This is a genomic window from Tsukamurella hominis, from assembly GCF_965137015.1.
GTDB classification, from domain to species: domain Bacteria; phylum Actinomycetota; class Actinomycetes; order Mycobacteriales; family Mycobacteriaceae; genus Tsukamurella; species Tsukamurella hominis.
The window spans coordinates 279,941-305,405 of the sequence record NZ_CBCRZG010000003.1; the positions used below are offsets into that span (position 1 = coordinate 279,941).

Annotated in this window: 25 protein-coding genes and 2 riboswitches; of the genes, 12 read left to right on the forward strand and 13 right to left on the reverse strand. The window is 72.0% G+C overall.

What is annotated here, in order from left to right:
• Positions 1–11: 11 nt before the first annotated feature.
• The 4 genes from ACM9LD_RS06090 (at position 12) to thiD (ACM9LD_RS06105) (ending at position 4,708) form a co-directional block, all read left to right on the forward strand.
• Positions 12–851: an ABC transporter ATP-binding protein gene (locus tag ACM9LD_RS06090; protein ID WP_415675845.1), complete on the forward strand. Its 840-nt coding sequence runs from the start codon at positions 12–14 to the stop codon at positions 849–851.
• On the forward strand, positions 848–1,990 hold the full coding sequence (locus ACM9LD_RS06095) for an ABC transporter permease (protein ID WP_415675846.1): 1,143 nt from the start codon (positions 848–850) through the stop codon (positions 1,988–1,990). Before ACM9LD_RS06090 ends, ACM9LD_RS06095 begins: the two co-directional genes overlap by 4 nt.
• Positions 1,991–2,021: 31 nt before the next feature.
• Positions 2,022–2,134: riboswitch (TPP riboswitch) on the forward strand.
• A complete protein-coding gene (gene thiC, locus ACM9LD_RS06100) occupies positions 2,130–3,818 on the forward strand; it encodes a phosphomethylpyrimidine synthase ThiC (protein WP_415675847.1) in 1,689 nt (562 codons plus the stop codon). It overlaps the preceding riboswitch by 5 nt.
• A complete protein-coding gene (gene thiD / locus ACM9LD_RS06105) occupies positions 3,815–4,708 on the forward strand; it encodes a bifunctional hydroxymethylpyrimidine kinase/phosphomethylpyrimidine kinase (protein ID WP_415675848.1) in 894 nt (297 codons plus the stop codon). Before thiC ends, thiD (ACM9LD_RS06105) begins: the two co-directional genes overlap by 4 nt.
• Positions 4,709–4,774: 66 nt before the next feature.
• Here thiD (ACM9LD_RS06105) and ACM9LD_RS06110 read toward each other — a convergent pair whose 3' ends face one another.
• The gene (locus tag ACM9LD_RS06110; protein ID WP_415675849.1) at positions 4,775–5,239 is read right to left on the reverse strand and encodes an HNH endonuclease; all 465 of its coding nucleotides are present in this window, start codon (positions 5,237–5,239) and stop codon (positions 4,775–4,777) included.
• Positions 5,240–5,367: 128 nt separating this feature from the next.
• Between ACM9LD_RS06110 and thiD (ACM9LD_RS06115) the strand changes: the two genes are divergently transcribed.
• Positions 5,368–6,210, forward strand: coding sequence for a bifunctional hydroxymethylpyrimidine kinase/phosphomethylpyrimidine kinase (gene thiD / locus ACM9LD_RS06115; RefSeq protein WP_415675850.1), 843 nt, complete (start codon positions 5,368–5,370; stop codon positions 6,208–6,210).
• On the opposite strand, the gene ACM9LD_RS06120 is transcribed toward thiD (ACM9LD_RS06115), so the two are convergent.
• The 3 genes from ACM9LD_RS06120 to ACM9LD_RS06130 form a co-directional block, all read right to left on the reverse strand.
• Positions 6,176–7,357 (reverse strand): AbrB family transcriptional regulator, encoded by a 1,182-nt coding sequence (locus ACM9LD_RS06120; protein ID WP_415675851.1) that lies wholly within the window; start codon positions 7,355–7,357, stop codon positions 6,176–6,178. The two genes, thiD (ACM9LD_RS06115) and ACM9LD_RS06120, sit on opposite strands and share 35 nt — an antisense overlap.
• 107 nt (positions 7,358–7,464) lie before the next feature.
• Positions 7,465–8,223 (reverse strand): hypothetical protein, encoded by a 759-nt coding sequence (locus ACM9LD_RS06125; protein ID WP_415675852.1) that lies wholly within the window; start codon positions 8,221–8,223, stop codon positions 7,465–7,467.
• Positions 8,220–9,158, reverse strand: a complete 939-nt coding sequence (locus ACM9LD_RS06130) for an ABC transporter ATP-binding protein (RefSeq protein ID WP_415675853.1) — start codon at positions 9,156–9,158, stop codon at positions 8,220–8,222. Before ACM9LD_RS06130 ends, ACM9LD_RS06125 begins: the two co-directional genes overlap by 4 nt.
• A 148-nt stretch (positions 9,159–9,306) precedes the next feature.
• Here ACM9LD_RS06130 and ACM9LD_RS06135 point away from each other — a divergent pair, with 148 nt between their 5' ends.
• Entirely contained in the window at positions 9,307–10,152 is an 846-nt protein-coding gene (locus ACM9LD_RS06135) for a helix-turn-helix transcriptional regulator (RefSeq protein ID WP_415675854.1), read from the forward strand.
• A gap of 150 nt (positions 10,153–10,302) precedes the next feature.
• A complete protein-coding gene (locus ACM9LD_RS06140; protein WP_415675969.1) occupies positions 10,303–11,652 on the forward strand; it encodes an MFS transporter in 1,350 nt (449 codons plus the stop codon).
• 4 nt (positions 11,653–11,656) lie between these two features.
• On the opposite strand, the gene ACM9LD_RS06145 is transcribed toward ACM9LD_RS06140, so the two are convergent.
• From ACM9LD_RS06145 to thiO, 5 genes are all read right to left on the reverse strand, one after another.
• Entirely contained in the window at positions 11,657–13,024 is a 1,368-nt protein-coding gene (locus ACM9LD_RS06145) for a TetR/AcrR family transcriptional regulator (RefSeq protein ID WP_415675855.1), read from the reverse strand.
• An 11-nt stretch (positions 13,025–13,035) separates the two neighbouring features.
• Positions 13,036–14,451, reverse strand: a complete 1,416-nt coding sequence (locus tag ACM9LD_RS06150) for an ABC1 kinase family protein (RefSeq protein WP_415675856.1) — start codon at positions 14,449–14,451, stop codon at positions 13,036–13,038.
• The gene (thiG, locus tag ACM9LD_RS06155; RefSeq protein WP_415675857.1) at positions 14,438–15,241 is read right to left on the reverse strand and encodes a thiazole synthase; all 804 of its coding nucleotides are present in this window, start codon (positions 15,239–15,241) and stop codon (positions 14,438–14,440) included. Before thiG ends, ACM9LD_RS06150 begins: the two co-directional genes overlap by 14 nt.
• The gene (gene thiS, locus ACM9LD_RS06160) at positions 15,234–15,431 is read right to left on the reverse strand and encodes a sulfur carrier protein ThiS (protein WP_224645278.1); all 198 of its coding nucleotides are present in this window, start codon (positions 15,429–15,431) and stop codon (positions 15,234–15,236) included. Before thiS ends, thiG begins: the two co-directional genes overlap by 8 nt.
• Positions 15,422–16,459 carry a glycine oxidase ThiO gene (thiO, locus tag ACM9LD_RS06165; protein ID WP_415675858.1) on the reverse strand — a complete coding sequence of 346 codons (1,038 nt, stop codon included), beginning with the start codon at positions 16,457–16,459 and terminating at the stop codon, positions 15,422–15,424. The genes thiS and thiO overlap by 10 nt, the downstream gene beginning before the upstream one ends.
• Positions 16,455–16,566, reverse strand: a riboswitch (TPP riboswitch). (Overlaps the previous gene by 5 nt.)
• 33 nt (positions 16,567–16,599) lie before the next feature.
• On the opposite strand from thiO, the gene thiE reads away from it, so the two are divergent.
• Entirely contained in the window at positions 16,600–17,265 is a 666-nt protein-coding gene (gene thiE / locus ACM9LD_RS06170) for a thiamine phosphate synthase (RefSeq protein ID WP_415675859.1), read from the forward strand.
• A gap of 9 nt (positions 17,266–17,274) precedes the next feature.
• On the opposite strand, the gene ACM9LD_RS06175 is transcribed toward thiE, so the two are convergent.
• Positions 17,275–17,553 carry a winged helix-turn-helix transcriptional regulator gene (locus tag ACM9LD_RS06175; RefSeq protein ID WP_415675860.1) on the reverse strand — a complete coding sequence of 93 codons (279 nt, stop codon included), beginning with the start codon at positions 17,551–17,553 and terminating at the stop codon, positions 17,275–17,277.
• 136 nt (positions 17,554–17,689) lie between these two features.
• Between ACM9LD_RS06175 and ACM9LD_RS06180 the strand changes: the two genes are divergently transcribed.
• On the forward strand, positions 17,690–18,097 hold the full coding sequence (locus ACM9LD_RS06180; RefSeq protein ID WP_415675861.1) for a YybH family protein: 408 nt from the start codon (positions 17,690–17,692) through the stop codon (positions 18,095–18,097).
• Positions 18,098–18,146: 49 nt separating this feature from the next.
• Here the strand turns inward: ACM9LD_RS06180 and ACM9LD_RS06185 are convergent, their stop codons facing one another.
• Both ACM9LD_RS06185 and ACM9LD_RS06190 read right to left on the reverse strand, forming a co-directional pair.
• Positions 18,147–18,272 (reverse strand): hypothetical protein, encoded by a 126-nt coding sequence (locus ACM9LD_RS06185; RefSeq protein ID WP_415675862.1) that lies wholly within the window; start codon positions 18,270–18,272, stop codon positions 18,147–18,149.
• Between the two features lie 6 nt (positions 18,273–18,278).
• A complete protein-coding gene (locus ACM9LD_RS06190; protein WP_224645283.1) occupies positions 18,279–18,749 on the reverse strand; it encodes an NUDIX hydrolase in 471 nt (156 codons plus the stop codon).
• Between the two features lie 152 nt (positions 18,750–18,901).
• On the opposite strand from ACM9LD_RS06190, the gene ACM9LD_RS06195 reads away from it, so the two are divergent.
• From ACM9LD_RS06195 to ACM9LD_RS06205, 3 genes are read left to right on the forward strand one after another with little or no spacing between them, the layout of a single operon-like run.
• Positions 18,902–20,239 carry a hypothetical protein gene (locus ACM9LD_RS06195; protein ID WP_415675863.1) on the forward strand — a complete coding sequence of 446 codons (1,338 nt, stop codon included), beginning with the start codon at positions 18,902–18,904 and terminating at the stop codon, positions 20,237–20,239.
• Positions 20,236–21,216 carry a glutamate ABC transporter substrate-binding protein gene (locus ACM9LD_RS06200; protein WP_415675864.1) on the forward strand — a complete coding sequence of 327 codons (981 nt, stop codon included), beginning with the start codon at positions 20,236–20,238 and terminating at the stop codon, positions 21,214–21,216. Before ACM9LD_RS06195 ends, ACM9LD_RS06200 begins: the two co-directional genes overlap by 4 nt.
• A 6-nt stretch (positions 21,217–21,222) precedes the next feature.
• Entirely contained in the window at positions 21,223–23,565 is a 2,343-nt protein-coding gene (locus tag ACM9LD_RS06205) for a serine/threonine-protein kinase (RefSeq protein ID WP_415675865.1), read from the forward strand.
• A gap of 12 nt (positions 23,566–23,577) precedes the next feature.
• Here the strand turns inward: ACM9LD_RS06205 and ACM9LD_RS06210 are convergent, their stop codons facing one another.
• The gene (locus tag ACM9LD_RS06210) at positions 23,578–25,446 is read right to left on the reverse strand and encodes a multicopper oxidase family protein (protein ID WP_415675866.1); all 1,869 of its coding nucleotides are present in this window, start codon (positions 25,444–25,446) and stop codon (positions 23,578–23,580) included.
• Positions 25,447–25,465: the final 19 nt, after the last annotated feature.

The following is a 25,465-nucleotide window of genomic DNA, read 5'->3' on the forward strand; positions in this document are numbered from 1 at the left end:
CTGTGGAGCGCATGACGCTGGTCGCCCGCGGGCTCACGCGCACCTTCAATCAGCACGTCGCGGTCGCCGACGCGACGCTCACCCTGCCCCCGGGCCGCATCACCGGCCTGGTCGGTCCGAACGGTGCGGGCAAGACGACGCTGCTGCTCATGCTCGCCGGCCTGCTCCGGCCGTCGTCGGGCGCCATCGAGCTCGACGGTGCCACCATCGCTCCCGAGGCGCTCCGGTCCCGCGTCGGGTGGATGCCCGACGTCTTCGGCACCTGGGACTCGCTGACCCCCACCGAGATCCTGACCACCTTCGCGAAACTGTACGGCGTCCCGTCGGGCGAGGCACGCGCCCGCGCGACGGACCTGTTGGCGCGCGTGCACCTGACGGAGTTCGCAGACCGGCCCGCCCAGGTTCTCTCCCGCGGTCAGAAGCAGCGACTCGGCTTCGCCCGCGCCATGGTGCACCACCCGCCGATTCTGCTGCTCGACGAGCCGGCCTCCGGCATGGACCCGCGCTCGCGATTCGAGTTGCGCGACTCGCTGCGCGCCCTCGCCGACAGCGGCGTCGCCGTCCTCGTCTCCTCGCACATCCTCTCCGAGCTAGGCGAGATGGTCGACGACGTGGTGATGATGGCGCGCGGCCGCACCGAGGCGCCGCCGGAGTCCGCGGTCACCCGGTGGCGGATCCGGCTGCTCGGTGAACCACCGAGCGGTGGAACGTATCTCACCTTCGGCTCGGAGGCCGACGCGGCCGCGCACCTCGCGCAGGTCATCGCCGACGGTGCCCGGGTCGTCGAGTTCGCCCGCGCCACCAACGCCCTCGAGGACTCGTACTTCGCACTGGAGGCTGATCGCACATGAACGGCTTCACGCAGTGGTGGCGCACCGTCGGCGTGCTCACCGGGCTGGAACTGCGCCAACGCACCCGCGCCACCCGCTGGCGCGTGCTGCTCGGCGTGTTCTTCCTCGTGGTCTCCGCAGTGGTCTTCGGTCTCATGTGGTTCATCACCGCCACGTCGCCGGACAACGGCGGGCAGACCTTCGAGGAGAACCTGTACTTCATCGTCCTCGGTTTCGTCGGCTTCCTCGGGCTGGTGATCGCCCCGACGATGACGGCGACGTCCATCAACGGCGACCGCAAGGACGCCACCCTCGCCGTCGTGCAGGCGACGCCCGCCAGCGGCGCGCAGCTCGCGACCGGCAAGCTGCTCGGCGCGTGGATCGCCTCCTGCGCCCTGCTGGTGGTGTCGGCGCCGTACCTGATCTGGGCCATCGCCGTCGCCGAGTACCCGATCGTCTTCTCCGTGCTCGGCGTGGTGGTGACGGCGCTGATCTTCCTGTCGTACTGCGGCATCGGTCTCGGTTTCTCCGCGTTGCTCGCGCGGCCGATCGGCTCCGCCGCCGTCACGCAGCTGGCCATGCTGTTCCTGTTGATCGGTCTGCCGATCATCGCCGTCCTGCTGGTCCCCGCGACGAAGACCGAGGTCGCCGCGGACCGGCCGAACTGGACGTACTCCGAGAGCGGTGAGAGCGGCACGTGCCGGATCGAACGGACGACCGTCACCGTCGAACACACCGAGCGCGTCTGGTGGATCCTCGCGCCGAACCCCGCGGTCGTCCTAGCAGATTCCGCCGCGCAGCGGGACTACGGCCGCGACGCCGAACGGGACCGCAGGGCCTGGAAGCGCTACACGTCGGACGACCAGCGCATCCCGTCCGAATCCGGCCTCGCCGGCATCGCCGACGGGGTGTCCGACATGCGCACCCCGCCCGCGGCGAACCAGGACCGCACCTGCGGGCAGCCGGGGTTCTCCACCGGTGACGACTTCATCTACTACTCCGACTTCGGCGACCCGCGACGGACGGACGGCTACCTCGGGCACTCCTGGTACTGGGGCCTGCTGGCGAACCTGGCGCTGGGCGGGATCGGGCTGGCGTTCGCAGCCCACCGCCTGCGGGTTCCCGCGGCGAAGCTGCCCCGGGGCGTGCGGATCGCCTGAGACTCCGGCGCAGGTGCGCTACCCTCGGTAACGCACACCACACGGGAGCTCACCGCAGTGAGCTGAGAGGACGTCTAGCGCGGGCGTCGACCGTACGAACCTGTCCGGGTAATGCCGGCGTAGGGAAGAGGAGTCCCGCATGCCTGTTTCGTCGTCCACACCTGTCAGCACCGTCACCGTCGGCCCGATCGAGGGCTCGAGCAAGCAGTACCGCACCCTCCCGGGCGCCGACGGCGGCGCCGATCTCCACGTCCCGTTCCGGCGCATCGCGCTCACCAACGGCGATCACCACGACGTCTACGACACCTCCGGCCCGTACACCCAGTACACCGCCGAGGACCAGCTGCACGATCTCGCCGAGGGCCTGCCGAAGACCCGCGACGCCTGGAGCACGCCCGCGCCGGTCGACGGGGCGAGCACCCAACTCGCTTGGGCGCGAGCGGGAATCATCACCGATGAGATGCGCTTCGTCGCCGCCCGCGAGGGCTTCGATCCGGAGAAGGTGCGCGAGGAGGTGGCCTCCGGCCGCGCGGTGATCCCCGCCAACCGCAAGCACCCGGAACTGGAACCCGCCATCATCGGCAAGGCCTTCGCGGTGAAGATCAACGCGAACATCGGCAACTCGGCCGTCACCAGCTCGATCGCCGAGGAGGTCGAGAAGATGGTGTGGGCCACCCGCTGGGGCGGCGACACCATCATGGACCTCTCGACCGGCAAGGACATCCACGAGACCCGCGAGTGGATCATGCGCAACGCGCCGGTCCCTGTCGGCACCGTGCCGATCTACCAGGCGCTCGAGAAGGTCAAGGGCGATCCGACCAAGCTCACCTGGGAGATCTTCCGGGACACCGTGATCGAGCAGTGCGAGCAGGGCGTCGACTACATGACCGTGCACGCCGGCGTGCTGCTGCGCTACGTGCCGCTCGCCGCGAACCGGGTCACCGGCATCGTCAGCCGCGGCGGCTCGATCATGGCGGCGTGGTGCCTCGCGCACCACGAGGAGTCGTTCCTGTACACCCACTTCCGCGAGCTGTGCGAGATCCTCCGCGAGTACGACGTGACCTTCTCCCTCGGCGACGGCCTGCGCCCCGGCTCCATCGCGGACGCCAACGACGAGGCGCAGTTCGCGGAGCTCCGCACCCTGGGCGAGCTGACGAAGATCGCGAAGTCCTATGGCGTGCAGGTGATGATCGAGGGCCCCGGCCACGTCCCGATGCACAAGATCGTTGAGAACGTGCGGCTCGAGGAGGAGCTGTGCGAGGAGGCGCCGTTCTACACGCTCGGCCCGCTCGCCACCGACATCGCGCCGGCGTACGACCACATCACCTCCGCCATCGGCGCCGCGATCATCGCGCAGGCGGGCACGGCGATGCTCTGCTACGTCACGCCCAAGGAGCACCTGGGCCTGCCCAACCGCGACGACGTGAAGACCGGCGTCATCACGTACAAGATCGCGGCGCACGCCGCCGACCTCGCCAAGGGGCACCCCGGGGCCCAGTCCCGCGACGACGAACTGTCCAAGGCGCGCTTCGAGTTCCGTTGGGTCGACCAGTTCAACCTGTCGCTGGACCCGGACACCGCGCGCGAGTTCCACGACGAGACGCTGCCCGCCGAGCCCGCGAAGACGGCGCACTTCTGCTCGATGTGCGGTCCGAAGTTCTGCTCCATGCGGATCAGCGCCGACGTGCGCGCCTACGCCGAGGAGCACAACCTCGTGACGCAGGAGGACATCGACGCCAAGCTGGCGGCCGACATGGCGGCGAAGTCGCAGGAGTTCGCCGACGCCGGTGGGCGCGTGTACATCCCGCTCGAGCCCTCGCGGGCATGACGGGCGGGGTGACCGACCGCTCGACGGTGGCGGTCGGCGCACCGTCGCGCCTGCCCACCGCCCCGCAGGGCACCGCCCCGCGCCGCGTGCTGACGATCGCCGGCTCGGATTCCGGTGGCGGCGCGGGCATCCAGGCCGATATGCGGACCTTCGCCGTCCTCGGCCTGCACGCCTGCGTCGCGATCACCGCGGTCACGGTGCAGAACAGTGTGGGCGTGCAGGACTTCCGCGGCATCGATCCCGCGATCGTCGCGGCCCAGATCCGGTCCGTCGCCGGCGACATCGGCGTCGAGGCCGCGAAGACCGGCATGCTGGCATCCACCGAGATCATCGAGGCCGTCGCCGCCGCGGCCGACGCGGAGGGCATCGGCAAAGGCCGCTCGGTGCCGCTCGTCGTCGACCCGGTGGCCGCGTCGATGCACGGCGACCCGCTGCTGGCGACCGAGGCCCTCGACGCGCTGCGCACCGTGCTCGTCCCCCGCGCCACCCTGGTCACCCCGAACCTCGACGAGGTCCGGTTGATCACCGGGATCGACGTGGTGGACGCCGCCACGCAAGCGGCGGCCGCCGAGGCCCTGCTGGCGCTCGGCGCGCAGTGGGCGCTGGTCAAGGGCGGTCACCTGCGCGATCACCCCGAGAGCCCGGACCTGCTCACCGACGGCGCCCAGTCCGTCGAGTTCACCGCGCCGCGGGTCCCGACGGCGCACGACCACGGAGCCGGCGACACCCTCGCCGCGGCGACGACGGCGGCCCTCGCGCACGGCGCATCGGTGCCGGCCGCCGTCGCCTTCGGCAAGGCCTGGGTGACCGAGGGCCTGCGCTGGGCGTACCCGCTCGGCGCGGGCCACGGCCCCGTCAACCCCCTCTGGGCGGTCGCCACCTCCGATTGAACGATGTTTTGGAGAGGAAAACCGCAGGTCGGAATCTCCAAAACAGCGTTCAATCGGAGCAGGGGGTCAGACCGCCGCGGGGCGGAAGGGCTCACGCACCAGGCGCATGCCCGCCTCGGCCGGCGTGCGGTCGGCCTTGCGGTGGTTGCACTCCGCACAGCACGCGACGAGGTTCGTCCACGTGTTGCCGCCGCCGCGGGAGCGCGGGAAGACGTGGTCGATCGTCGTGGCCCGCGCGGCGCAGCCCACGTACTGGCAGGCGTGGTCGTCACGGCGCAGAATCTCGGACCGGCTCGCGTGGTCGGCGACGCGGCGGTAGGGCACCGCCGCGTACCGCACGAGCAGCATCGACTTGGGCACCTCGATCACCGTGCTCGGTGAGCGCAGCACCCGGGGCGGGTCGTGCGGCTCGAGGGCGAATGCCACCTCGCGCAGCATCATGCCCACGGCGTCCTGCCAGTGCACCGCGTCGAGCGGACTGTAGTCGGCGTTGAACACCCGCACCGGCGGCGCGGAGACGAACGTGCTCATCCCGCACCTCCTTCCGGTCCTCGCGCGTCGAGCACAACGACGATAGGAGCCGGCAATTGCGGCCGCAACGCCTTTTCCGCCGCCGACGCTCCCACCGACCTGCCGGTTCCCGGCGGTACTCTCAGCCCATGCAGTTCCTCCCCCTGCCCGCGGACGGCGAGACCCCCGTGCGGGTGATGACGATCGCCGGCTCCGATTCGGGCGGGGCCGCCGGTCTCCAGTCCGACCTGCGGACCTTCGCGCTCGCCGGCGTGCACGGCACCTGCGCCGTCACGGCGGTCACCGTCCAGAACAGCCTCGGCGTCACCGGATTCCACCCGATCCCGCCCGAGACGGTCGCGGGGCAGATCCGGGCGGTGGTGGAGGACATCGGGATCGGCGCGGCCAAGACGGGCATGCTCGCGACCGCGGGGATCATCGACGCGATCGCCGACACCGCCGAGGAACTCGGGATCGGCGCGCGGATCCCGTTCCTCGTCGACCCCGTCTGCGCGTCGCAGCACGGCGACCCCCTGCTCACGCCCGAGGCGCTGGAAACCCTGCTGCGCCGCCTCTTCCCGCTCGCCCACCTGGTCACCCCCAACCTCGACGAGGTGCGGCTCATCACGGGCATCGACGTGGTCGACGAGGCCACGCAGCGCGACGCCGCGCGCGCCCTGCACGCCCTCGGCCCGCGCTGGGCGCTGGTCAAGGGCGGCCACTTGCGGACCGCTTCCACCAGTACGGACGTGCTGTACGACGGTGCCGAGTTCCTCGAGTTCGAGGCGCAGCGCCTGGGCACCCGGCACGACCACGGCGCCGGCGACACGCTGGGCGCGGCCACCGTCTGCGCGCTGGCGCACGGCTACGACGTCCCGGAGGCGGTGGCCTTCGGCAAGGAGTGGGTCACCCGGTCGCTCGCGGCCGCCTACCCCGTCGGCGCCGGCCACGGGCCGGTCAACGCGTCGTGGCGGCTGCGCGAGCGTCCCTGAGGCCGGACCACCTGTTCATCGCGGCGACCACCAGCGGTAGCGCGAGCACCACGATGACGAGCCGCAGGCTCTGGACCGTCGCGATCAGTGCCATGTCGGCCTCGGCGCTGCCGGCGGCGCTGGCGACGACCGCGTTGATACCGCCGGGGGTGGTGGCGAGGTAGGCGTCGGCCAGCGGCACCCCGGTCAGGTAGGCGGCGGCGGCCGCGAGGAGGGCGACCAGCCCGCACAGGACGACGATGCCGCCCGCGATCGCCGGCAGCAGGTGCGCGAGCCGGCGCAGCAGGCGGCGATCGAACATCAGGCCCACCTCCAGCCCGACGACGATGAGCAGCAGCTCCTTGAACGCGCCCTGCGGCGCGAAGCCGCGGGTGAGCTCCGCGCCGCCGATCACCGCGGCCACCAGCATCGGGCCGATCAGCCCGCCTCCGGGCAGGCGCAGCTTGCGCCCCAGCCACATCCCGGCGAGGGCGAAGACGAACGCCGTGGACAGCCCCGCCACCTGATCCCCGCGTCCCACGATCTGCAGGTCGAGCAGCCAGGACTGCGTGGACGCCGTGGCACCGCCGGCCAGGCCCACCAAGACGAACGGCGCGGTGAGGCTGACCAGCAGCACGCGCGAGTACTGCATCACGCCGACGACGTCCTTGCGCGCTCCGAGCTCGTCGCAGAGGGTCACCACCGCCGAGGAGCCCCCGGCCATCAGGCCGAGTGTCGCCGTGCGCTGGTCGAGCCCCGAGGCCCAGCGGCTCAGCACCCACGCGGTGCCGAGGGAGAGCAACACGGTCAGCACCGAGATCGCGAGGAAGGGCGCGAGCACCGGTCCGACGGCCCGCATCGCCTCCAGATTCAGATAGCCGCCCAGCATGACGCCGATGAACGCCTGCGTCCACCTGCTGACCTCGGCGGGGACGGTGACCTCCCGCCCGATCGCCATGCGCAGCACCGCACCCAGCACGAGCGCCGCGAGCAGCGCGGGCGCCGGAATCCCGAACAGGCCCATCGCCTCGGCCAACAGCCAGGCCCCGACGAGGACCGCGAGGTACCGCACGCCCCGTCGCCCGACAGTGCGCCGCACGAGCCCCGGCGCGGGGTCCCGCGCGGGCGCGTCCGGGGCGGTCGGCGGGGCGGCGCTCTCGACGGTCACCCTTCCTATGTAGCACTGCGAACGATCGCCGGGAAGGGGCGTCGGCGAACGTTCACGCGATGCTTACATCCGCGGTGTGACCTGCATCGGTAGGCGCGACGAGTGAGTCACGCGTCACGTCGCGCGACGAGCGCCGCGCCCCCGGCCCACAGCGCGCCGATCACTACGACCAGATACACGAAGGAGACCGGAGCACCCCACGGGAAGCTCTCGTCGAAGAGGACGCCCATGAAGTTCTGCAGGTTCGACAGCGGCAGGTAGGGGCCGGCTTCCCTGGTCTGCGGGATCGTCGTGATCACGTTGTCGACCACGAACAGGTAGCCCAGCAGCAGGGTGATGGCGCCCGCGCCGTTCCGCAGCGCGCAGCCCACCGCCACGCCCAGGACCGCCGCGAAGGCCGTCCCGATCGGGAAGGCGAGGAACGAACCGGCACCCGAGCGGAGCACATCCCCGGGCGAGCCGTCCACGATGACCCCGAACAGCAGCACCGCGACGACCATCGCCACGGCGTAGGTCACGGCGCACACCACGGCGACCACGAAGGTCTTGGCCAGCAGGGCGATCCACCGGTTGGGGACGGCGAGGAAGGTCGTCCGCAGGGTGTTGTACCGGATCTCGGTGGTCACCGACAGCACGCCGATGACCCCGGCGAAGGTGATGGCGATGCCGGGCAGGGCCGCGAAGCCCGAGAGCGGCGCGAGGGCGACCACGCCGATGTCGTCGATGGTCTCCCCGATGTTCCGGACGACCAGGGCGACGATCACGGTGATGGCCAGCGCCGCCGCCGACGAACCGATCAGCAGCCACTTGGTGGCGCGGACCGTCGCGAGCTTGACGAATTCGGCCTGCACAGCGCGCACGATCATCCGATGCCTCCCGTCCCGCGGTACTCCACCGCTCCCCCCGTGAGGCGCATGAACACCTGTTCCAGCGAACTGCTCTGCGGGGCCAGTTCGGCCAGCGGCAGCCCCTCCGCCGCGGCGATCTCCCCGACGGCGTCGCTCGTCGCGCCGCGCACGGTCAGAACGATGCGTCCGCCGCCGCCGGGCGCGGCCTCCGCCGCCGCGTCGACCGCGAGGCCGCGCGAGGTGAGCGCCTGGGCCAGCTCGCGATCGCGGGGGCTGCGCACGCGCACCGTGTGCTCCGAGTTCTGCGCGATGAAGTCGGCCATGGTGCCGTTCCACACGAGGTGGCCGCGGCCGACGATGACCACGTCGTCCGCGGTGAGCGCCATCTCCGCGAGCAGGTGACTGGAGACGAAGACCGTGCGCCCCTGTGCCGCGAGGGATTTCATGAAGGTGCGCACCCAGACGATGCCCTCGGGGTCGAGGCCGTTCACGGGCTCGTCGAAGAGCAGGACGCCCGGATCCCCCAGCAGCGCACCGGCGATGCCGAGTCGCTGCGCCATGCCGAGGGAGAATCCGCCGGCCTTCTTCCGCGCGGCGTCCGTGAGGCCGACGGCCGCGAGGCATTCGTCGGCCCGCCCCACGGGGATGCCGCTCGCCACCGCGAGCCACCGCAGGTGGTCGCGCGCGGTCCGGTTGGGGTGCACCCATTTCGCGTCGAGCAACGCGCCCACCTTCGTCAGCGGGCGGTCGATGGCGCCGTACTCGCTGCCGCCGATCGTCGCGCGGCCGGCGGTGGGCCGGTCGAGCCCGAGGATGCAGCGCATCGTGGTCGACTTACCCGCGCCGTTCGGCCCCAGGAACCCGGTGACCCGACCGGGCCGCACCGCGAACGACAGGTCGTTCACCGCCTGCACGGCCCCGTAGGTCTTGGTCAAACCCGCGACTTCGATCATGTATTCACGCTAACAATTCTTCGGCCGCGCCGCCGTGATGCGCGCGCGGCCGGAGCGTCCCCCAGCACCCCCCGGGTGTGGTTCCCGTCACACGGACGAACCGGTCATGCGATGATGAATCACCCGCTGTGACCGCCCGGAGAGACCGATGACCGCCAGCACGATCGACGCCGATGCGACCCGGTCCGCCCTCCGAACAATTCGTACGCGCACAGAACTTCCCGTGGCCTTCGTCGGCCTGGTCGACGAGGATCACGTGGTCCTCGACGGCGGCGTCGGCTTGCGCACCCCGGCGCTCAGCGGCCTGCCGGTCGCGCGCGGCGCCGGCCTCGGCGGGCACGTCCTGCGCACCGGGCGCCCCACCGCCGTGGCCGACTACGGCACCGCCGGGATCACCCAGCACTACCACGCGCACGTGCAGGCGGAGGGGCTGCGCTCGATGGTCGCGGTCCCGCTCGCGGTGAACGGCATCGTGCGCGCGGTCTTCTACGCCGCCGACCGCCGCCAGTCCACGTTCGGCGACACGATCCTCGGCGCCGTCGCGCACACCGTGCGCGACCTCGCCTACGAACTGCGCGTGCGCGACGAGGTCGAACGGCGGATGCAGTTCGCCGAGGCCGCGGCGGCGGAGCGCTCCGCCCTCGGTGGCGTCGACCGCGAGCTCCTGCGCGAGGTGTTCTCCGAGCTCCGCGCCCTCGCCGGGGAGATCACCGACGGCGCCGTCCGCTCCCGCCTGGAATCGGCCTGCGGCCGCATCACCGATCTCGGCCGGCCGGCCGACGGTGCCGCCCGGCCGGAGCGCCCCCTCACCGCACGCGAGTTGGACGCCCTCGCCCACGTCGCCCTCGGTTGCACGAACGCCGAAGTCGCGCAGCGCCTCTCCATCAGCGCGGAGACGGTCAAGGCGTACCTGCGCAGCGCGGGCCAGAAGCTGGGCACCCGCACTCGGTTCGAGGCGGTCACCCGCGCGCGCAGCCTCGGCCTCCTGCCGTGACGGCCGGGCACCGTCGGGCCTACCCCCTTTCGGGGGTACCGGGGGTGTGATCGCGGTCACTACCGTTCCTGGGGTCCACCGACCCGAGGAGCGCACGTGACTGCACCCGAACTCCCCGCCGTCCCGAAAGCCCGGCTCCGCCGGGTGGCGATGGCCAGCTCGATCGGAACCACGATCGAGTTCTACGACTTCTTCATCTACGGCACCGCCGCCGCCCTGGTGTTCCCCACCATCTTCTTCTCGAACATGAGCCCCGGCGTCGCGACCCTGGCGTCCTTCGCCACCTTCGCGGTCGCCTTCTTCGCCCGGCCGGTGGGCGCGATCCTGTTCGGCCACTTCGGCGATCGGATCGGCCGCAAGCGCACGCTGGTGTGGACGCTGCTCATCATGGGCGCGGCGACGGTGATGATCGGCCTGCTGCCCGGCAGCGAGACCGGCGTCTTCGGACTGTTCCCCAACGGCATCGGCACGCTCGCGCCGGTGCTGCTCGTGGTGATGCGATTCCTCCAGGGCTTCGCCGTGGGAGGCGAGTGGGCCGGCGCCACGCTGCTCACCGCCGAGTACGCCCCGAAGGGCAAGCGCGGCCTCTACGCGATGTTCCCGCAGCTCGGGCCGTCGTTCGCGTTCTTCCTCTCCAGTGGCACGTTCCTGCTGTTCACGCTGACGGCCGGGGACACCAAGAACGCCGACAGCGCGTTCATGACCATCGGCTGGCGCGTCCCGTTCCTGCTCTCGGCGCTGCTGGTGCTCGTGGGCCTGTGGGTGCGGCTGACCGTGGAGGAGACCCCCGTCTTCACCGAGGTCCGTAAGCGCGCGATGAGCGAGATCCATCGCACCAAGCTGCCCTTCCTCGACGCGATCCGCTTCCAGTGGAAGGAGATCCTCATCGCCGCCGGTGCGCTGGCGTCGCTGTTCTCACTGTTCTACATGGGCACCGCGTTCCTCACGAACTACGCCACCAAGAACCTGGGCTTTCCGCGCACCACGGTGCTGGCGATGGGCATGGCCGGCGCGGTCTTCTTCGGGCTCGCCATCGCCGCATCGGCGATCTACTCCGACAAGATCGGCCGCCGCAAGGTCATCATGACCTCCTGCGGGCTGGCCGTGGTGTGGTCGCTCGTGCTGTTCCCGATCCTCGACACCAAGAGCCTGCCGATGTACGCCGTCGGTCTGATCGGAACGCTCATCATCTTCGGCATCGCCTACGGCCCGGCCGGCGCCGCGCTGCCCGAGATGTTCCACGAGCGCTACCGCTACACCGGCGCGGGCCTGGGCTACAACCTCGCGGGCATCCTCGGCGGCGCCATCCCGCCGCTCATCGCCGCGAAGTGGGTGGCCGACGGCAACCAGCTGTGGGTGGGTTTCATGCTGGCCGGCCTCTCCGCGGTGAGCGTGCTCTGCTGCTACCTGATGGCGGAGACCAAGGACCACGACATCGTGGAGTCCGCCGCCGCCGACCGCGACGACGCGCGCCCCGGCGAGGATCTCGCCAGCGTCTAGCCGATCACAGCGTGCGGGCCCCGCCGAGAAGCAGATTCGTGACCACACGAGCGCTCTCGGCGGGGCTCGTCACGTCGACGTCGCTGACCATCGCCGCGGCGGTGCCGAGCATGTACCCCAGCCACACCTCGGCTATGTCGCCGACGCCGAGACTCCCGTGCAGCAGGCCCGCCTCCCGCGCCCCGCCGAGGATCGCCTCGAACCTCGACGCCGCCTCCCGGTATAGGAGGAGGTAGGTGTCGAAGGCCTCGACGTCGACGCCGGGCACTTCCAGCGCGAGGAAACGGAACTCGTCCAGGCGCTCCGCGATGCCCTGGAGCACATCCCGATTCAGCGCGAACACCGCGGCCTGCAGCGCCTCGACCGTGGCCGCGGGAGGATCCGCCACCACGGCGTCGACGCGGCCCAGGACGGCCTCGCGATTGCGCTCCACGAGCACCGAGAGCATGTGCCGCTTGCTGTCGAAGTAGTTGTAGAACGTGCCGTGGCTGACCCCCGCGCGCTCGGTGATCTCCCGGACCCCGACCGCGGCGTAGCCCTTCTCGACGAACTCGGCGATCGCGGCGTCGAGCAGCTCGGCCGAGCGCCCCGCGGACCGTCCGGTGACGGGCTCCGGCACCTCGGCACCCGGCTCCACCGGGTCCCCCTCCTCCGACGGCGCCAGGGGCGGAAGCGCCTCGCGCGCATCGCCGGACAGGATTCCGCTCGCCGACATGCGGACGGCGGAGCGCACGTAGGCCTCCCGCCGCTCGGGGTCGTCGCCGTCGGTCAGCGCCATCATCATGCCGGGCACGCCGAGGGCGGGGAGCAGGCGTCCCAGGTGGACGGTCTCGGCCTCCGGGTGCTCGGTGCGGGTGACGATCCACCCGAGCTCACGGGCGTGGCCGAGGGCGCGCCCCATCATCGAGTCGAAGGTCTGGTAGAGGCCCTGGATCCGGAAGCGGAGCTCCTCGTCGACGGTGCCGGACTGCACCATCACCACCTTGAGGATGTCGGGCCGCGAGTCGAGCAGCCCGAAGAGCCGGGCCGCGACCCCCTCCACCATCTCCTCGGCGGCGGCGAGGTCGCCGCTCGCGGTCACGTCGACCACGCGGTCCGGGCCGATGGCGGTCATCAGCTCGTCGACGCAGCGGTCGAAGACCAGATCGAGGAGCTCGCGCTTGCCCTCGACGTAGCGGTACAGCGTGCCCTGCCCCATGCCGGCGCGCTTGGCGATGTCGGCGACCGAGGCGTGCTCGTAGCCCTGCTCCGCGAAGACGGTGAAGGCGGCGTCCGTCAGCTCCTCGCGGCGCCGCTCGGCGAGGCCGACGGACGGCGGGCGGCCGCGACGTGGCCTGGGGGCCTCCGCGACGCCCGACTCCGTTACCGACATGGTTGGAGATTCTATCCCGGGTCCGCCTCTCGGCGGGCCCGCCACTCTGCGATCTCAACACCCATCGGCGTCGCGGGCTCCCCCAGTTCCAGCACCTCGCAGGCGATGGCCCGCCACGGCGCGGTCGCGTGGAGCTCGCCGAGCAGCGCGACGGTCGACATGTCGGTGCGCCGGCCGAGAGCGTGCTCCGCCTGCAGCATCTGGCCCTCGAACTTGTCGTAGAAGCCACCGGCGGGGAGCGTCGCCGCGATGACGGCGTCGCGCGCCGTCTCGGGTGTGATGGTCACCGCGCCCTCGTGCAGGTGCCAGCCGACGACGTGGTCGATGTACTCGGCGAGGTCGTCGGCGTCCATCAGGTCGGGGCGGCCGATGAACCCGGCCTGGACGGCGAGGTCGTGCACCCGCTCGGTGTCGCCGCCGAGCAGCGCCGTGAACAGGTCCCGCTCGAAGGCGTGCTCCTCGTCCGTCAGGCACACCGTCATGCCGAAGTCGACGAATCCGGCGCGGCCGTCGGGCAGCACGAGCACGTTGCCGGGGTGGGGGTCGGCGCAGAACCGTCCGGTGCGGTACATCTCGCCGCAATAGAAGCGGTACACCGCCTCGCCGATCCGGTCGCGCGCCGGCCGATCCAGGGCGGAGGCGGCGGCGAAGGGCTCGCCCTCGAGGAACTCGGTCACCAGGACGCGACCGGTGCACAGCTCGTCGACGGGCGGCGGAACGACGATCCCGGGGTGCCCGGCGAAGAGGTCGGCGAAGTAGCGGTGGTGGCGCAGTTCGGCGACGAAGTCCAGCTCCGCGAGCACCTGGCGGGCGATCTCCTCGGACAGCGCGGCGGCGTTGGTGGCGGGGATGTACTTGCCCAACACCTTGAGCAGGAGCCGCATGTTCTTCAGGTCCGCGCGGACCATCGCGTCTATCCGCGGGTACTGGATCTTCACCGCCACGGCGCGGCCGTCGTCGAGGACGCCGCGGTACACCTGGCCGATCGACGCGGACGCGATCGGCCCGTCGAGCCGGACGATGCGCCCGCGCCGCTCCCCCAGTTCCCGGTCGAGCACCGTCATCATGGCCGAGTCGGTCCAGCGGGGCGCCGACCGGAACAGCGGCTGCAGGCGCTCCGCGAAGGCCTCGCGCGCCGAGTCGCCGGTGATCCCGATGTCGATGACGGCCATCAGCTGCCCCAGCTTCATGGCGGCGCCGCGCATCCCGCCGAGCACCGTCACCAGGTCGTCGGCGAGGGCGAGGATCGTCGCGTCGCGGGCTTCCCGGGCCGCCCGGTCGTCGCGGAACCGCCCGGCGGCCAGGGTGCCCGCCGTCCGGGCCGCGTGGCGCACCGCGACGCCCCCGATCTGCGCGCTGCGGCGGATCCGTCCCGACGGTGCCTCCGACGCCCCGTCCGGCCGCCGGCCCCGCTCAGGCCCCGCCACGGGCGCCTGTCGCTGCGGCCATCCGGCCGTCCATCGGCGACGAGGGCACCGCCCAGCGGCGCTCCGGGATCCGGCCGGCGCCGCGCGCCAGTCGGCCCGCCTCCACCGCGAGCCGCATCGCGGTCGCCATCGCCGCCGGGTCCGCGGCGCGGGTCACGGCGGACGCGAGTAGCACGGCGTCGCAGCCGAGTTCCATCGCGCGCGCGGCATCGCTCGCGGTCCCGATCCCCGCGTCCAGGATCACCGGCACCGGACTCTGCGCCACGATCATCTCGATGTTGTGCGGGTTGAGGATCCCGAGCCCGGTGCCGATGGGCGAACCGGCGGGCATGACCGCCGCGCAGCCCACGTCGGCGAGCCGGCGGGCGAGGATCGGGTCGTCGTTCGTGTAGGGCAGCACCGTGAATCCGTCGGCCACCAGCTCCTCCGCGGCCTCCACGAGGGCGACCGCGTCGGGCAGCAGGGTCCGCTCGTCGCCGATCACCTCGAGCTTGACCCAGTCGGTGTGCAGCGCCTCGCGGGCGAGTCGCGCCGTGAGCACCGCCTCCGCGGCGCCGAGGCAGCCGGCGGTGTTCGGCAGGGGCATGATGCCGAGCTCGCGGATGGTCTCGAGGACGCCGCCGCCCTCGGCCAGGCTGGTGCGCCGCAGCGAGACGGTGGTCAGTTCGGTGCCGGAGGCCACGAGCGCGGCCCGCAGGTGCTCGAGGTTGGCGCTGCCGCCGGTGCCCGTGATGAGCCGCGAGCCGAACTCCCGGCCGGCGATGACCAGCGGATCGGACTGCTCAGCCACCCTGGACCGCCGTCAGCACCTCGATGTCGGCATAGGCCGGCAGCGCCTCGTCCCACCGCGAGCGCGGGTGCACCGCGCCGTTCACCGCGATCGCGACGCCCTTGTCCGGCAGCCCCAGCTGCTCCAGCAGCGTCTGCGCGGATGTCCCGTCGAGCACCTGCCGGTCGTCGCCGTTCACCGTCAGCTCCATGCCTGCACCTCCTGCTTCAGAACCATATCCGCCGCTCGCTCCCCGGTCACCGGCGCGAGCAGCAATCCGTTACGCCCGTGCCCCGTCGCCGCGAAGACGCGGCCGCCGAGCGGCGCGATCACCGGGACGTTGCCCGCCGTCGTGGGCCGCAGGCCGGCCGCGACCTCGACGAACTCGTACTCGCGGAGGAAGGGCAGCACCGCGAAGGCGTCGTCCAGCAGCTCCACCACCGGGCCGATCCGCACGCCGAGGTCGCGGTCGTTCTCGTACTGCGTCGCGCCGACCACCACGCCGTCGGCGCGGGGTACGACGTACACCTGCCGGCCGCGGACGCGGGCCCGCACCGTGACCGTCGGGGGCGGCAGGCAGGTGGGGCCCCGCCGCAGCCGCACCACCTCGCCCTTCACCGGCCGCACCCCCAGCCCCGGGGCGAGCGCGGCGGAATCCGCACCCGCGCAGACGATCACCGCATCGCCATCGAGGTCCTCGAGGCCCGCGGCACCGTCGACCTCCTCGGCACGGAAGGCCACGCCCTCGGCCGCGCACGCGGCGTGGAGCGCTCGGTGCAGCAGACGGTTGTCGACCGAGATCTCGCCGGGCGCCGACGCGGCGGCCCGGATGCGCGGCGCCGCACCGGGAACCGCGCGGGCCGCTGCCGACGGGCGCAGCGGCGCGAACTGCGCGGGGTCGCCGACGGCGGCGGCCACGGTCTCCAGCTCGGCCGCGTCGCCCTCGTCGACGGCGAGGTGCACGGCGCCGCGGGAGGTGACGAGCGGGCCGTCGGCGTAGGGCTGCAGGTCGCGCGCGAAACCCTCCCACAGGCCGAGGGATTCGACGCCGAGCCGGTACAGCTCCTCCTCGCCGGGCCAGGCCTCCGAGTACGGCGCGATCATGCCGCCCGCCACCCACGACGCGCCCGACCCGGGCCGGGGATCGACGACGGTGACGGTGCCTCCGCGCCGAGCCAGCGTCCAGGCGACGGTGAGGCCGACGGTGCCTCCGCCCACGACGGTCACAGACTTCTTCACACCCATGGATCCTTCCTTCGCCGGCATTACCCGGATCAGGTCTGACGGTCAGGGGCGCGACGTGCCCCACTCTCAGCCCCGCGGCGGGAGCTCCCGTGTGTACGCGACCCAGCCTACTCCGCCGGGCCTACGCTGGGGCCATGATCTCCCCCCGCGAGCGGCTCGCCTCCGCCTCCCTGTACCTGTGCACCGACGCCCGCCGGGAGCGCGGCGACCTGGCCGAATTCGTCGCCGCGGCGCTGCGCGGCGGCGTCGACATCGTGCAGCTGCGCGACAAGGGCTCGGCGGGCGAACGGGAGTTCGGGGCGCTCGAGGCGGCGCAGGAGATCGAGCTCGTGGCGCAGCTGCGGGAGATCGCGCACGAGCACGGCGCGCTGGTCGCGGTGAACGACCGCGCCGACGTCGCGTTCGCCGCCCGCGCCGACGTACTCCACCTCGGCCAGGACGATCTTCCGGTGCCGGTGGCCAGGGAGATCGTCGGGCCGGACGTCGTGATCGGGCGGTCCACGCACGACGGTGCCCAGGCCCTCGCGGCCGCCGCCGAGGAGGGCGTCGACTACTTCTGCACCGGCCCGTGCTGGCCCACGCCCACCAAGCCGGGTCGCACCGCGCCGGGGCTGCCGCTGGTCCGCGAGACCGCCGCGGCCGCGCCCACTCGGAAGTGGTTCGCGATCGGCGGCATCGACCTGGCCCGCGTTCCCGAGGTGACCGCCGCCGGCGCGGACGCCGTCGTCGTCGTCCGCGCCATCACCGCCGCCGAGGATCCCGAGTCCGCCGCCCGCGCCCTCAAGGCCGCCCTCGGATAGCCGCCGGAGTCACAGACCGCGCTGCAGCTCCTGGAGTCGGGTTCCCGTCCGGTAGAGCTCGATCAGCAGGGGGCGAAGAGTGTTCCCCGCCTCGGTCAGCGAGTACGTCACGCGATTCGGGTAGCCGCGATGGGCGATCCGATCAGCTATGCCGCGGTCGACCAGTGCCGCCAGGCGCTCGGCGAGCACCTTGTCGGAGAGCTCGGGGAGCGCCGCTTTCAGGCCGCCGAAGGTGAGCTCGCCGCGGCTCAGTTCCCGCAGCAGGGAGCGTCGTCCACTTCCCGGCAATCGCCGCCAGCGCAGTTTCCACCGGGCAGTCGTCCGAGGGCGCGCTGTGGTTTCCCACACCGTCCGGGACGAGATCGTCGACCACCGCCGCACTCACCGTTTGGTGAGCCACGGAAACGGCTGCCAGCGTGTGCTCATGGACCACACAGCCCACGCTATCGAGCTGACCACCGAGCCGCATCTGCATCCGGACGTCTTCGCCGCGGCCTTCAACTCCGGCGATCCGGCGGCTTTGGAGCGGGTGTACGAGCCGCATGCGGTGTTCGTCACCAGCGAGGGCACCGCGGTCACCGGCGACGACCGTCGGTCCGCGAACACCGCTCTGCAGTCGCTCGGCGTCCCGATTCGCATCGTGGTGCAGCAGGTGCACGTGTTCGACGACGCACTCGCGCTGCTGATCGTCGACTGGGAGATCGTCGGGCGAACCGCCGCGGGAGACCACGTCGACGTCAGCGGAACTGCCACCGATGTGGCACGACGCGGGCGGGACGGGCGGTGGAGGTACGTCATCGACAACCCGTTCGGTGTGGCCGAACGTTCGTGACGTCGCGTACCGCCTGCCATCGACGGCGCTTGCACGAGCCGTGTGGGCATCAGTGCCGGCGGGGCGAACGCGGCCGCTCGCCGCGACGTCGCGAGCGCGGTGGGACGAGGAAGATGAGCACGACCGCGGTGACGAAGAGGACCAGCAGCAGCGCCCACAGCGCTACCCCGTACACGGGCTGTCAGTCCTCCGCGAGGGCGCGGACCTGGACCTGGAGGTCCGGCCAGGCGGCGGCGAAGGCGGGGTGCAGCTTGCGGTCGGTCACCGAGCCCAGCGAGACCCACTCCAGGGCCGTGGACTCCTCGTTGGGCACGAGATCGCGCGGCTCGACGAGACGGGCGAGCACCGTCGTATAGGTCCAGCCGACCTGCGAGCGGGCGGTGACCACCTCGGAGAGCACCTCGAGCGACGTGGGCGGGAGTCCAGTCTCCTCGAAGGCCTCGCGGAGCGCGGCGTCGGCGGCGGACTCGTGCGAGTCGCGGGCCCCGCCGGGCAGCGCCCAGGTGCCGCCCTGGTGGCTCCACCACGCGCGGTGCTGCAGTAACACCCGGCTCTCGTCCGGCGACAGAGCCAACAGACCCGCGGCGCCGAACCGGCCCCAGAACCGGGAGCCGTCCGGGTCGCGGACCCAGCCGTTCCCGTCACCCAACACGACACCCACCGTAGCCGAACGAGAGCCACTCGGGGCGACGACTCTGCGCGTCATCCCGTCTGCGGGACGGGCTCGCGCGATAGGGTCGGAGGCACGAAGTCCGCAGTGGCCCGACCCCGGCCGAAGGGTGCAACTGAGGGAAGGAGCAGACGGTGACAGCCCAGGCGTCGAAGAATCGGCAGCTGTCGTCCCTGCGCCTCCGATCCTTCCCGGAATCCTCGGTTTTCGCGGAACTGCGGGAGTTCTTCACCTCCAGCCCGGGCAAGCTCGTCTCGATGGCGCTCGTGCTCATCACGATGTGCCTCTTCGCCGGGTGGTTCACCTCCGCGGCGCAGCTCTCCCGGACCGAGGTGCTGCAGCAGAACCTGGCCGACTACGAGCCGCGCGCGCACGCCGCGCAGGTGCTCTACAGCTCGCTCTCGGCGGCCAACGAGTCCGCCAACGCCGCCTTCGTCGCGGGCGGCCTCCCGTCCGACGAGATCCAGGGCAGCTACAGCATCGCCCTCGCCACGGCGGGCAAGGCGCTCATCACCTCCGCGACGAGCCTGCCCGCCGACGACGGCCGCGCCCACGACAACCTCGACACGATCGCGATGAATCTGCCCGTCTACACCGGGTTGGTCGAGACGGCACGGACGAACAACCGGCTCGACAACTCGGTCGCGGCCGCCTATCTGGCGACGGCCTCGACCCTGATGCAGGACACCCTGCTACCCGCGGCGGAGAGCTTCTACCGCGAGGAGACCGAGAACCTGCGCCGCACCCACGATCAATTCGCCTCGCCGCCGTGGGCGACCTACGGGGTCCTCGGCATCGCGCTGGCGTCGGTGCTGCTCACCCACCAGTACCTCGCGCGCCGCACGCAGCGCCGGGTCAACCGCGGCCTGGTCGTCGCAGCCGCGGCCCTCACGATCGCGATGACCTGGGTGGTGGTCGCGGGCTTCACCTCGTCGACCTACTCGCTGCGCGCCGAGCAGCGCGGGACGGCCGCGGTCGACGCGCTCTCGCAGGCCCGCACCCTGACGCAGAAGGCCCGATCCATGGAGACGATGGCGCTGGTGCAGCGGGGCGCCGGCCGCGGCGTGCCCGCGTCGGCCTTCGCCGAGACGCTGCAGAGCGCGGAGCAGGACCTCGAGTCCGTCGGCGACTCCGACCCCCAGATCGCCGCCGCCGTCGATGCGGCGCGGGCCGACGCGCAGCGCTGGGTCACCGCGCACCAGCAGATCGCGGCGCGCGAGGCGACGGGCGATTACCTGGGCGCGACGCGCCTGGCCATCGGCACCGACCCCGGCTCCGCGGCGGTCGCCTACCGTTCGCTCGACGGGCACCTCACGGCCGCGATCGACCGGGCCCGCACCCTGTACCGCGACAACGTCAACACCGCCCGCTTCGCGATCGCCTTCTCCGGACCGGGTGCGTTCATCCTCTGCGTGCTCGCGGCCGCCGGGGTCGCCGCGGGCTTCTACCCCCGGGTCAGGGAGTACCGATGATGCGCCGCACACTGCAGGGGATCGCCCTCGCGCTCACCGTCGCGCTGGCGTCGACGGGCTGCGTCGTCACCGCGCCCGAGGCCCCCGGCGACGCGGTGACCGGCGTCGTCCAACCGGTGCCCGGCTCCGGCTCCCTCGTCCCGACCGACGCGCCCATCCCGCCCGAGGTGTCGATGTGCACCGCCACGCCGTCCCCGTCGGGCCTACCCGCGCCGGGGCAGATGGTGCCGGGCACGACGATGGCCGACATCCAGGACCGCGGCCGCCTCGTGGTCGGCATCGACATCGGCTCGAACCTGCTCTCCTTCCGCGATCCCATCACGGGCGAGATCAAGGGCTTCGACGCCGACATCGCGCACCAGATCGCCGCCGCGATCTTCGGCGACCCCGACCGCATCCACTTCCGGATCCTGTCCACCGCCGAGCGGCAGAAGGCGCTCGAGGAGGGCACCGTCGACGTGGTGGTCAAGACGATGTCGGCCACCTGCGAGCGAGCGAAGTCGGTGGCGTTCTCCGCGACCTACTTCATCGCGCAGCAGCGCATCCTCGCGCCGCGGGGCGCGCCGATCAACACCGTCGGCGACCTCTCCAGCCGGCGGGTGTGCGAGGTTCGGGGCACCACCTCGCTCGACCGGGTCCGCCGGCTGGCACCGAGCGCCTCCGTCGTCGCCGTGGACTCGTGGTCGGATTGCCTCGTGATGCTCCAGCAGTCGCAGGTGGACGCGATCTCGACCGACGACGCGATCCTGGCCGGACTCGAGGACCAGGACCCGAACCTCACCATCACCGGCCCGTCGATGGGGCTCGAGTACTACGCGGTCGGCGTCGGGAAGAACCGCACCGACCTCGTGCGTTTCATCAATGGGGTGCTCCTGCGGATGGCCTTCGACGGGACGTGGATGCGCCTGTACAACCAGTGGTTCGCGCCGTCGCTCGGCCAGGTCTGGTCGGCGCCGGCGGCGAGGTACGAGGGGTGATGAACGATGACTGACGACGTCGAGGAACACACGCAGGCCCAGGCCGTCTCCTTCGATGACGAGGACACCCCCGAACAGGGCACCGTCGGCGCGCCGATGGTCGACCTCTTCGACGACACCGAGCCCCCGCCCGTCGGCACCCAGGTGACGACGGTGCCGCCGCCCGCCCCGGCCGTCGCGACCGAGGCGACGCCGCGGTTCGGCAACGGCCCCGTCCGGACCGCGAGCACCACCCGCGTCGCGGCGCGCCGCCGCGTCGGCGGCGGCCTCGTCGAGATCCCCCGGATCACCGAGGTCGACCCGTCGGAGGCGATCCGCACCAACCCGATCATCGCCGAGGGCAAGCGGTACTGCTGGAACTGCCGCAAGCCCGTCGGCCGCGCCCACGACGGCGAGCCCGGCGCGCTGATCGGCTCGTGCCCGCACTGCGGGGCCCGCTTCTCGTTCGAGCCCGCGCTCAAGCCGGGCGACATCGTCGCCGACCAGTACGAGATCAAGGGCGCGATCGCCCACGGCGGCATGGGCTGGATCTACTTGGCCACCGACCTCAACGTGGTCGACCGGCCCGTCGTGCTCAAGGGGCTGCTCAACTCGGGCGACGCCCAGGCGCAGGCCGTCGCGGTCTCGGAGCGACGTTTCCTGGCCGAGATGACGCATCCGTCCATCGTCAAGATCTACAACTTCGTCGAGCACCCCGATCCGGACGGCACCCAGATCGGCTACATCGTCATGGAGTACGTGCCGGGCAAGACGGTCAAGGACATCCTCGCCGAGGCCGCCGCCGACGCGGGCACCGACGCGGGCGCGGGTACCAAGGTGGAGGTCGAGCAGGCCATCGCCTACATCCTCGAGGTGCTCCCCGCGCTCGGCTACCTGCACAGTCTGGGCCTGGCCTACAACGACCTCAAGCCCGACAACATCATGATCAGCGAGGAGGACGTCAAGCTCATCGACCTGGGCGCCGTCGCCCCGCTCGGCGGCTACGGATACATCTACGGCACACCGGGATTCCAGGCGCCGGAGATCGCGAAGACCGGGCCGTCGGTGGCCTCGGACGTGTACACGGTCGGCCGCACCCTGGCGGTCCTGGTCGCCAACGTGCCGATGGAGGGGGGCCGGTACGTCGACGGTCTGCCCTCCCCCACCGAGGACGACACGCTCGCGAAGTACAACTCGCTGTACCGGTTGCTGGTGAAGGCGACGGCGGAGGACCCGGACGAACGCTTCTCCTCGGCGGCGGAGCTCACCGATCAGCTGCTCGGCGTGCTGCGGGAGTGCCTGTCCACCAAGTCCGGTGAGCCGCGCCCCGGCCTGTCGGTGGTCTTCACGCCGCAGCGCTCGACCTTCGGCGTCGAGCTGATGCTGCGGGCGGTCGACCCCGATCCGGAGGTGCACGACGACCGGCTGCGCGCTCCGGAAGTGCTGGCGGCGCTGCCGATCCCGATCGCCAACCCGTCCGACCCCGCCGCCGGTGTGCTCGCGCTGACCATGCGCAGCGATCCCACCCAGATCCTCGACTCCCTCGCGGAGCTGCGCGAAGCGATGGCGGGCACCGTCGAGATCGACCTCGCCGAGGCCCGCGCGCACCTGGAACTGGGCGAGGTGGACGCGGCCACCACGCTGCTCGACTCGTTGGCCTCGCGCGAGCCGCACCGCTGGCAGGTCACCTGGTACCGCGCGGAGACGGCGCTGATGCAGGGCGACTACGCGGGGGCCTACGACTACTTCGAGACCGTGACCGACCAGGCGCCCGGCGAGGCGGCGCCCAAGCTGGCCGCCGCCGTGGCCGCCGAGTTCTGCTACGTCTCCGGCGAATCCGACCCCGAAGGCTGGCTGGACCGGGCGCGGTGCCGGTACGAGAACGTGTGGCGCACCGACCGCGGCATCATCTCGGCGGCCTTCGGCGCCGCGCGGATGCGGCGCGCGGCGGGCGACATCGTGGGCACCGTCGAGATCCTCGACCAGGTGCCGTCGACCAGCCGGCACTATCACAACGCGCTGTGCTCGTCGGTGGTCGCGCTGGTGCACGGCCGCGACCTGGCCGACGTCACGGAGGCGCAGCTGCACGAGGCGGCGCGGCGCGTGCGCACCCTGCCCAAGTCCGAGTTCCGCCGGCTGCAGCTGCGCGCGCTGGTCCTCGGCGTGGCCCTCGGCTGGGTGCAGCACCGCAACCAGCACGGCCGGCTCGACGGCACCCGCACGCTGCTCGACCACGCGCTCACCGAGCGCGGCCTGCGTAAGGCGACGGAGAAGTCCTTGCGCGACATCGCCGCCCTCGCCGAGCGCAAGCGGCAGCGGCACGCCCTGGTGGACCTGGCGAACGCGATCCGCCCTCGCACGCTGTTCTAGCGGGCCACGGAGTCAGTGGTGCTGCACGCGGATCCGCTGCATCATGTCGTGGTCCTCGTGGTCCAGGTTGTGGCAGTGCCAGACGTAGCCGCGCACCTCGGGGCGCGATCCTCCGTGGTGCCCGCTGTGCGCAGCGGAGCCGTGGTGGCCGCCCGCCACCTCGGCGTCGTGCGGGACCGGGACGGGTGCGTCGGGATCGAATCCCAACTGCTCCAACGACGGCCAGTACACGAGGATGCTCGTCACGCTGTCCTCCGGGCAGAGCACGGTGTCCTTCCAGCCGAGCTCCCAGGGCTCGGGGCCGGTGCGCCGGCTCAGCATGTCGCGCGACGGTGCCGGCGACCAGCGGGTGCCCACCCGCACCGGCGGCGGCGCGCTGAGGAAGTACCGCGCGGAGTCGAGGCGGTGCCGCTCGATCACCCGGAAGACGGCCAGGTGCAGGTGGATCGGGTGTTCGATGGGCAGGCTGTTGACGATGTCCCAGCGTTCGACGGTGCCCGCCCGCGCCACGTCCACGTCGTCGGACATGAAGTCGAGATTGTTGATGAGCATGAGCGCGCGCAGCGGCACGATCGACGAGGTCGCGGTGGCGAGGTCCCAGCCGAGGGTGACGGTGCGCCGCCGGGTCGGCCGCGCGGGAGCGGGCAGACGGGCCGGGCGGCGGGGACCGCCGCGCAGCGTCTCGGGGATCCGCGCGCTTTCGCGGGGCCCGGACAGCTGGAACCGCATGATCCTGTGCAGTGTGGGGACCATGAACAGCGCGTTGCCGATGGAGTTCTCCGCGGTGTTCATCAGGTCCACGCCGCCGCCGTCCGCAGCACCGAAGTCGACCAGGAGGTCGGCGCGCTCGCCCGGCGACATCGTGATCGACCGCACCCCCTGCGGCTCGTCGAGGAGGCCCTGGTCACTGCCGATCACCCAGAACCGCATCGAGTTCGAGAACTGCAGGCGGAAAACCCGACTGTTCGCGCCGAGCACGATGCGCAGCCGGTACACCCCGCGCGCCACCCGATGCCGCGGCCGCGCGACACCGTTGACCAGCGCCACGTCGCCGAGCTGGCCCGCCTGGTTCATGTCGTGCGGCAGGAAGTTGAACTGCCGCGCCTCCAGCGAACCGTCGGGTTTGAAGGTGCGGTCCTGCAGCACGATCGGCAACTCCCGCTCGCCCGCGGGCAGGCCCAGCGGGTTGCCCGGCTCGCCGGTGTCGTAGTCGTCGCGGACGAGGTACACGCCCGCGAGGCCGGCCTGCACGTTGAGCCTGGTGATCCCCACCGCGTGGTCGTGGTACCAGAGAGTCGCAGCCTCCTGACGGTTCCCGTACCGGTTGTGCTGCATCCCGTTCCGGCGCCAGCAGATGGTCGGGTAGCCGTCGGATTCGGGCGCGGTGGGGGCGCCGTGCAGGTGGACGGTGGTCCGCGGGTCCGTTCGATCGGCACCGGTGGTGGCCATCATCGATTCGTCGACGTACTCCGCGAGCGGGTGCGCGCCGAGCCGGTTGCCGAAGCTCAAGGCGAGCTCCTCGCCGGAGCGAGCGGTGATCGTCGGCCCGAGCAGGTGGTCGCCGTAGCCGAAGGCACTCGTCGGAGGCAGGTCGGCGTGGTACCGGTGCCGCACCGCCCGGGCGGTCAGCTCGGCGCCGGACCGGTGGGCGGGCGGAAGCCACAGGTCGTCGACGTAGGGGCGCAGCGGCGGCGACGAGGTGACCAGCGGCGAGTTCGACGGCGGCTGCGGGATCGGCCCGAGGCCGCCCGGGAAGGGCGGCAGCGGGATCGTGATCGGGTCCGCGCCGGCGGGACGCGCGGTGCGCGCAAGACCGCCGCCGAGCGCGGCGATCAGGGCGGCGCGCAGGGCGGTCCGCCGGGAGATGCTCGTGGCGCCCATGCACCGTCCTCGCGCGTCG

Coding starts and splice junctions, on each gene's coding strand:
- ACM9LD_RS06210 (WP_415675866.1), bottom strand. CDS start 25,446: ATGGGCGCCACGAGCATCTCCCGGCGGACCGCCCTGCGCGCCGCCCTG.
- ACM9LD_RS06200 (WP_415675864.1), top strand. CDS start 20,236: ATGATGCGCCGCACACTGCAGGGGATCGCCCTCGCGCTCACCGTCGCG.
- ACM9LD_RS06140 (WP_415675969.1), top strand. CDS start 10,303: ATGGCCAGCTCGATCGGAACCACGATCGAGTTCTACGACTTCTTCATC.
- ACM9LD_RS06110 (WP_415675849.1), bottom strand. CDS start 5,239: ATGAGCACGTTCGTCTCCGCGCCGCCGGTGCGGGTGTTCAACGCCGAC.
- ACM9LD_RS06205 (WP_415675865.1), top strand. CDS start 21,223: ATGACTGACGACGTCGAGGAACACACGCAGGCCCAGGCCGTCTCCTTC.
- ACM9LD_RS06145 (WP_415675855.1), bottom strand. CDS start 13,024: ATGTCGGTAACGGAGTCGGGCGTCGCGGAGGCCCCCAGGCCACGTCGC.
- thiC (WP_415675847.1), top strand. CDS start 2,130: ATGCCTGTTTCGTCGTCCACACCTGTCAGCACCGTCACCGTCGGCCCG.
- ACM9LD_RS06095 (WP_415675846.1), top strand. CDS start 848: ATGAACGGCTTCACGCAGTGGTGGCGCACCGTCGGCGTGCTCACCGGG.
- thiE (WP_415675859.1), top strand. CDS start 16,600: ATGATCTCCCCCCGCGAGCGGCTCGCCTCCGCCTCCCTGTACCTGTGC.
- thiD (WP_415675850.1), top strand. CDS start 5,368: ATGCAGTTCCTCCCCCTGCCCGCGGACGGCGAGACCCCCGTGCGGGTG.
- thiS (WP_224645278.1), bottom strand. CDS start 15,431: ATGGAGCTGACGGTGAACGGCGACGACCGGCAGGTGCTCGACGGGACA.
- ACM9LD_RS06130 (WP_415675853.1), bottom strand. CDS start 9,158: ATGATCGAAGTCGCGGGTTTGACCAAGACCTACGGGGCCGTGCAGGCG.
- ACM9LD_RS06090 (WP_415675845.1), top strand. CDS start 12: ATGACGCTGGTCGCCCGCGGGCTCACGCGCACCTTCAATCAGCACGTC.
- ACM9LD_RS06135 (WP_415675854.1), top strand. CDS start 9,307: ATGACCGCCAGCACGATCGACGCCGATGCGACCCGGTCCGCCCTCCGA.
- ACM9LD_RS06180 (WP_415675861.1), top strand. CDS start 17,690: ATGGACCACACAGCCCACGCTATCGAGCTGACCACCGAGCCGCATCTG.
- ACM9LD_RS06125 (WP_415675852.1), bottom strand. CDS start 8,223: ATGATCGTGCGCGCTGTGCAGGCCGAATTCGTCAAGCTCGCGACGGTC.
- thiD (WP_415675848.1), top strand. CDS start 3,815: ATGACGGGCGGGGTGACCGACCGCTCGACGGTGGCGGTCGGCGCACCG.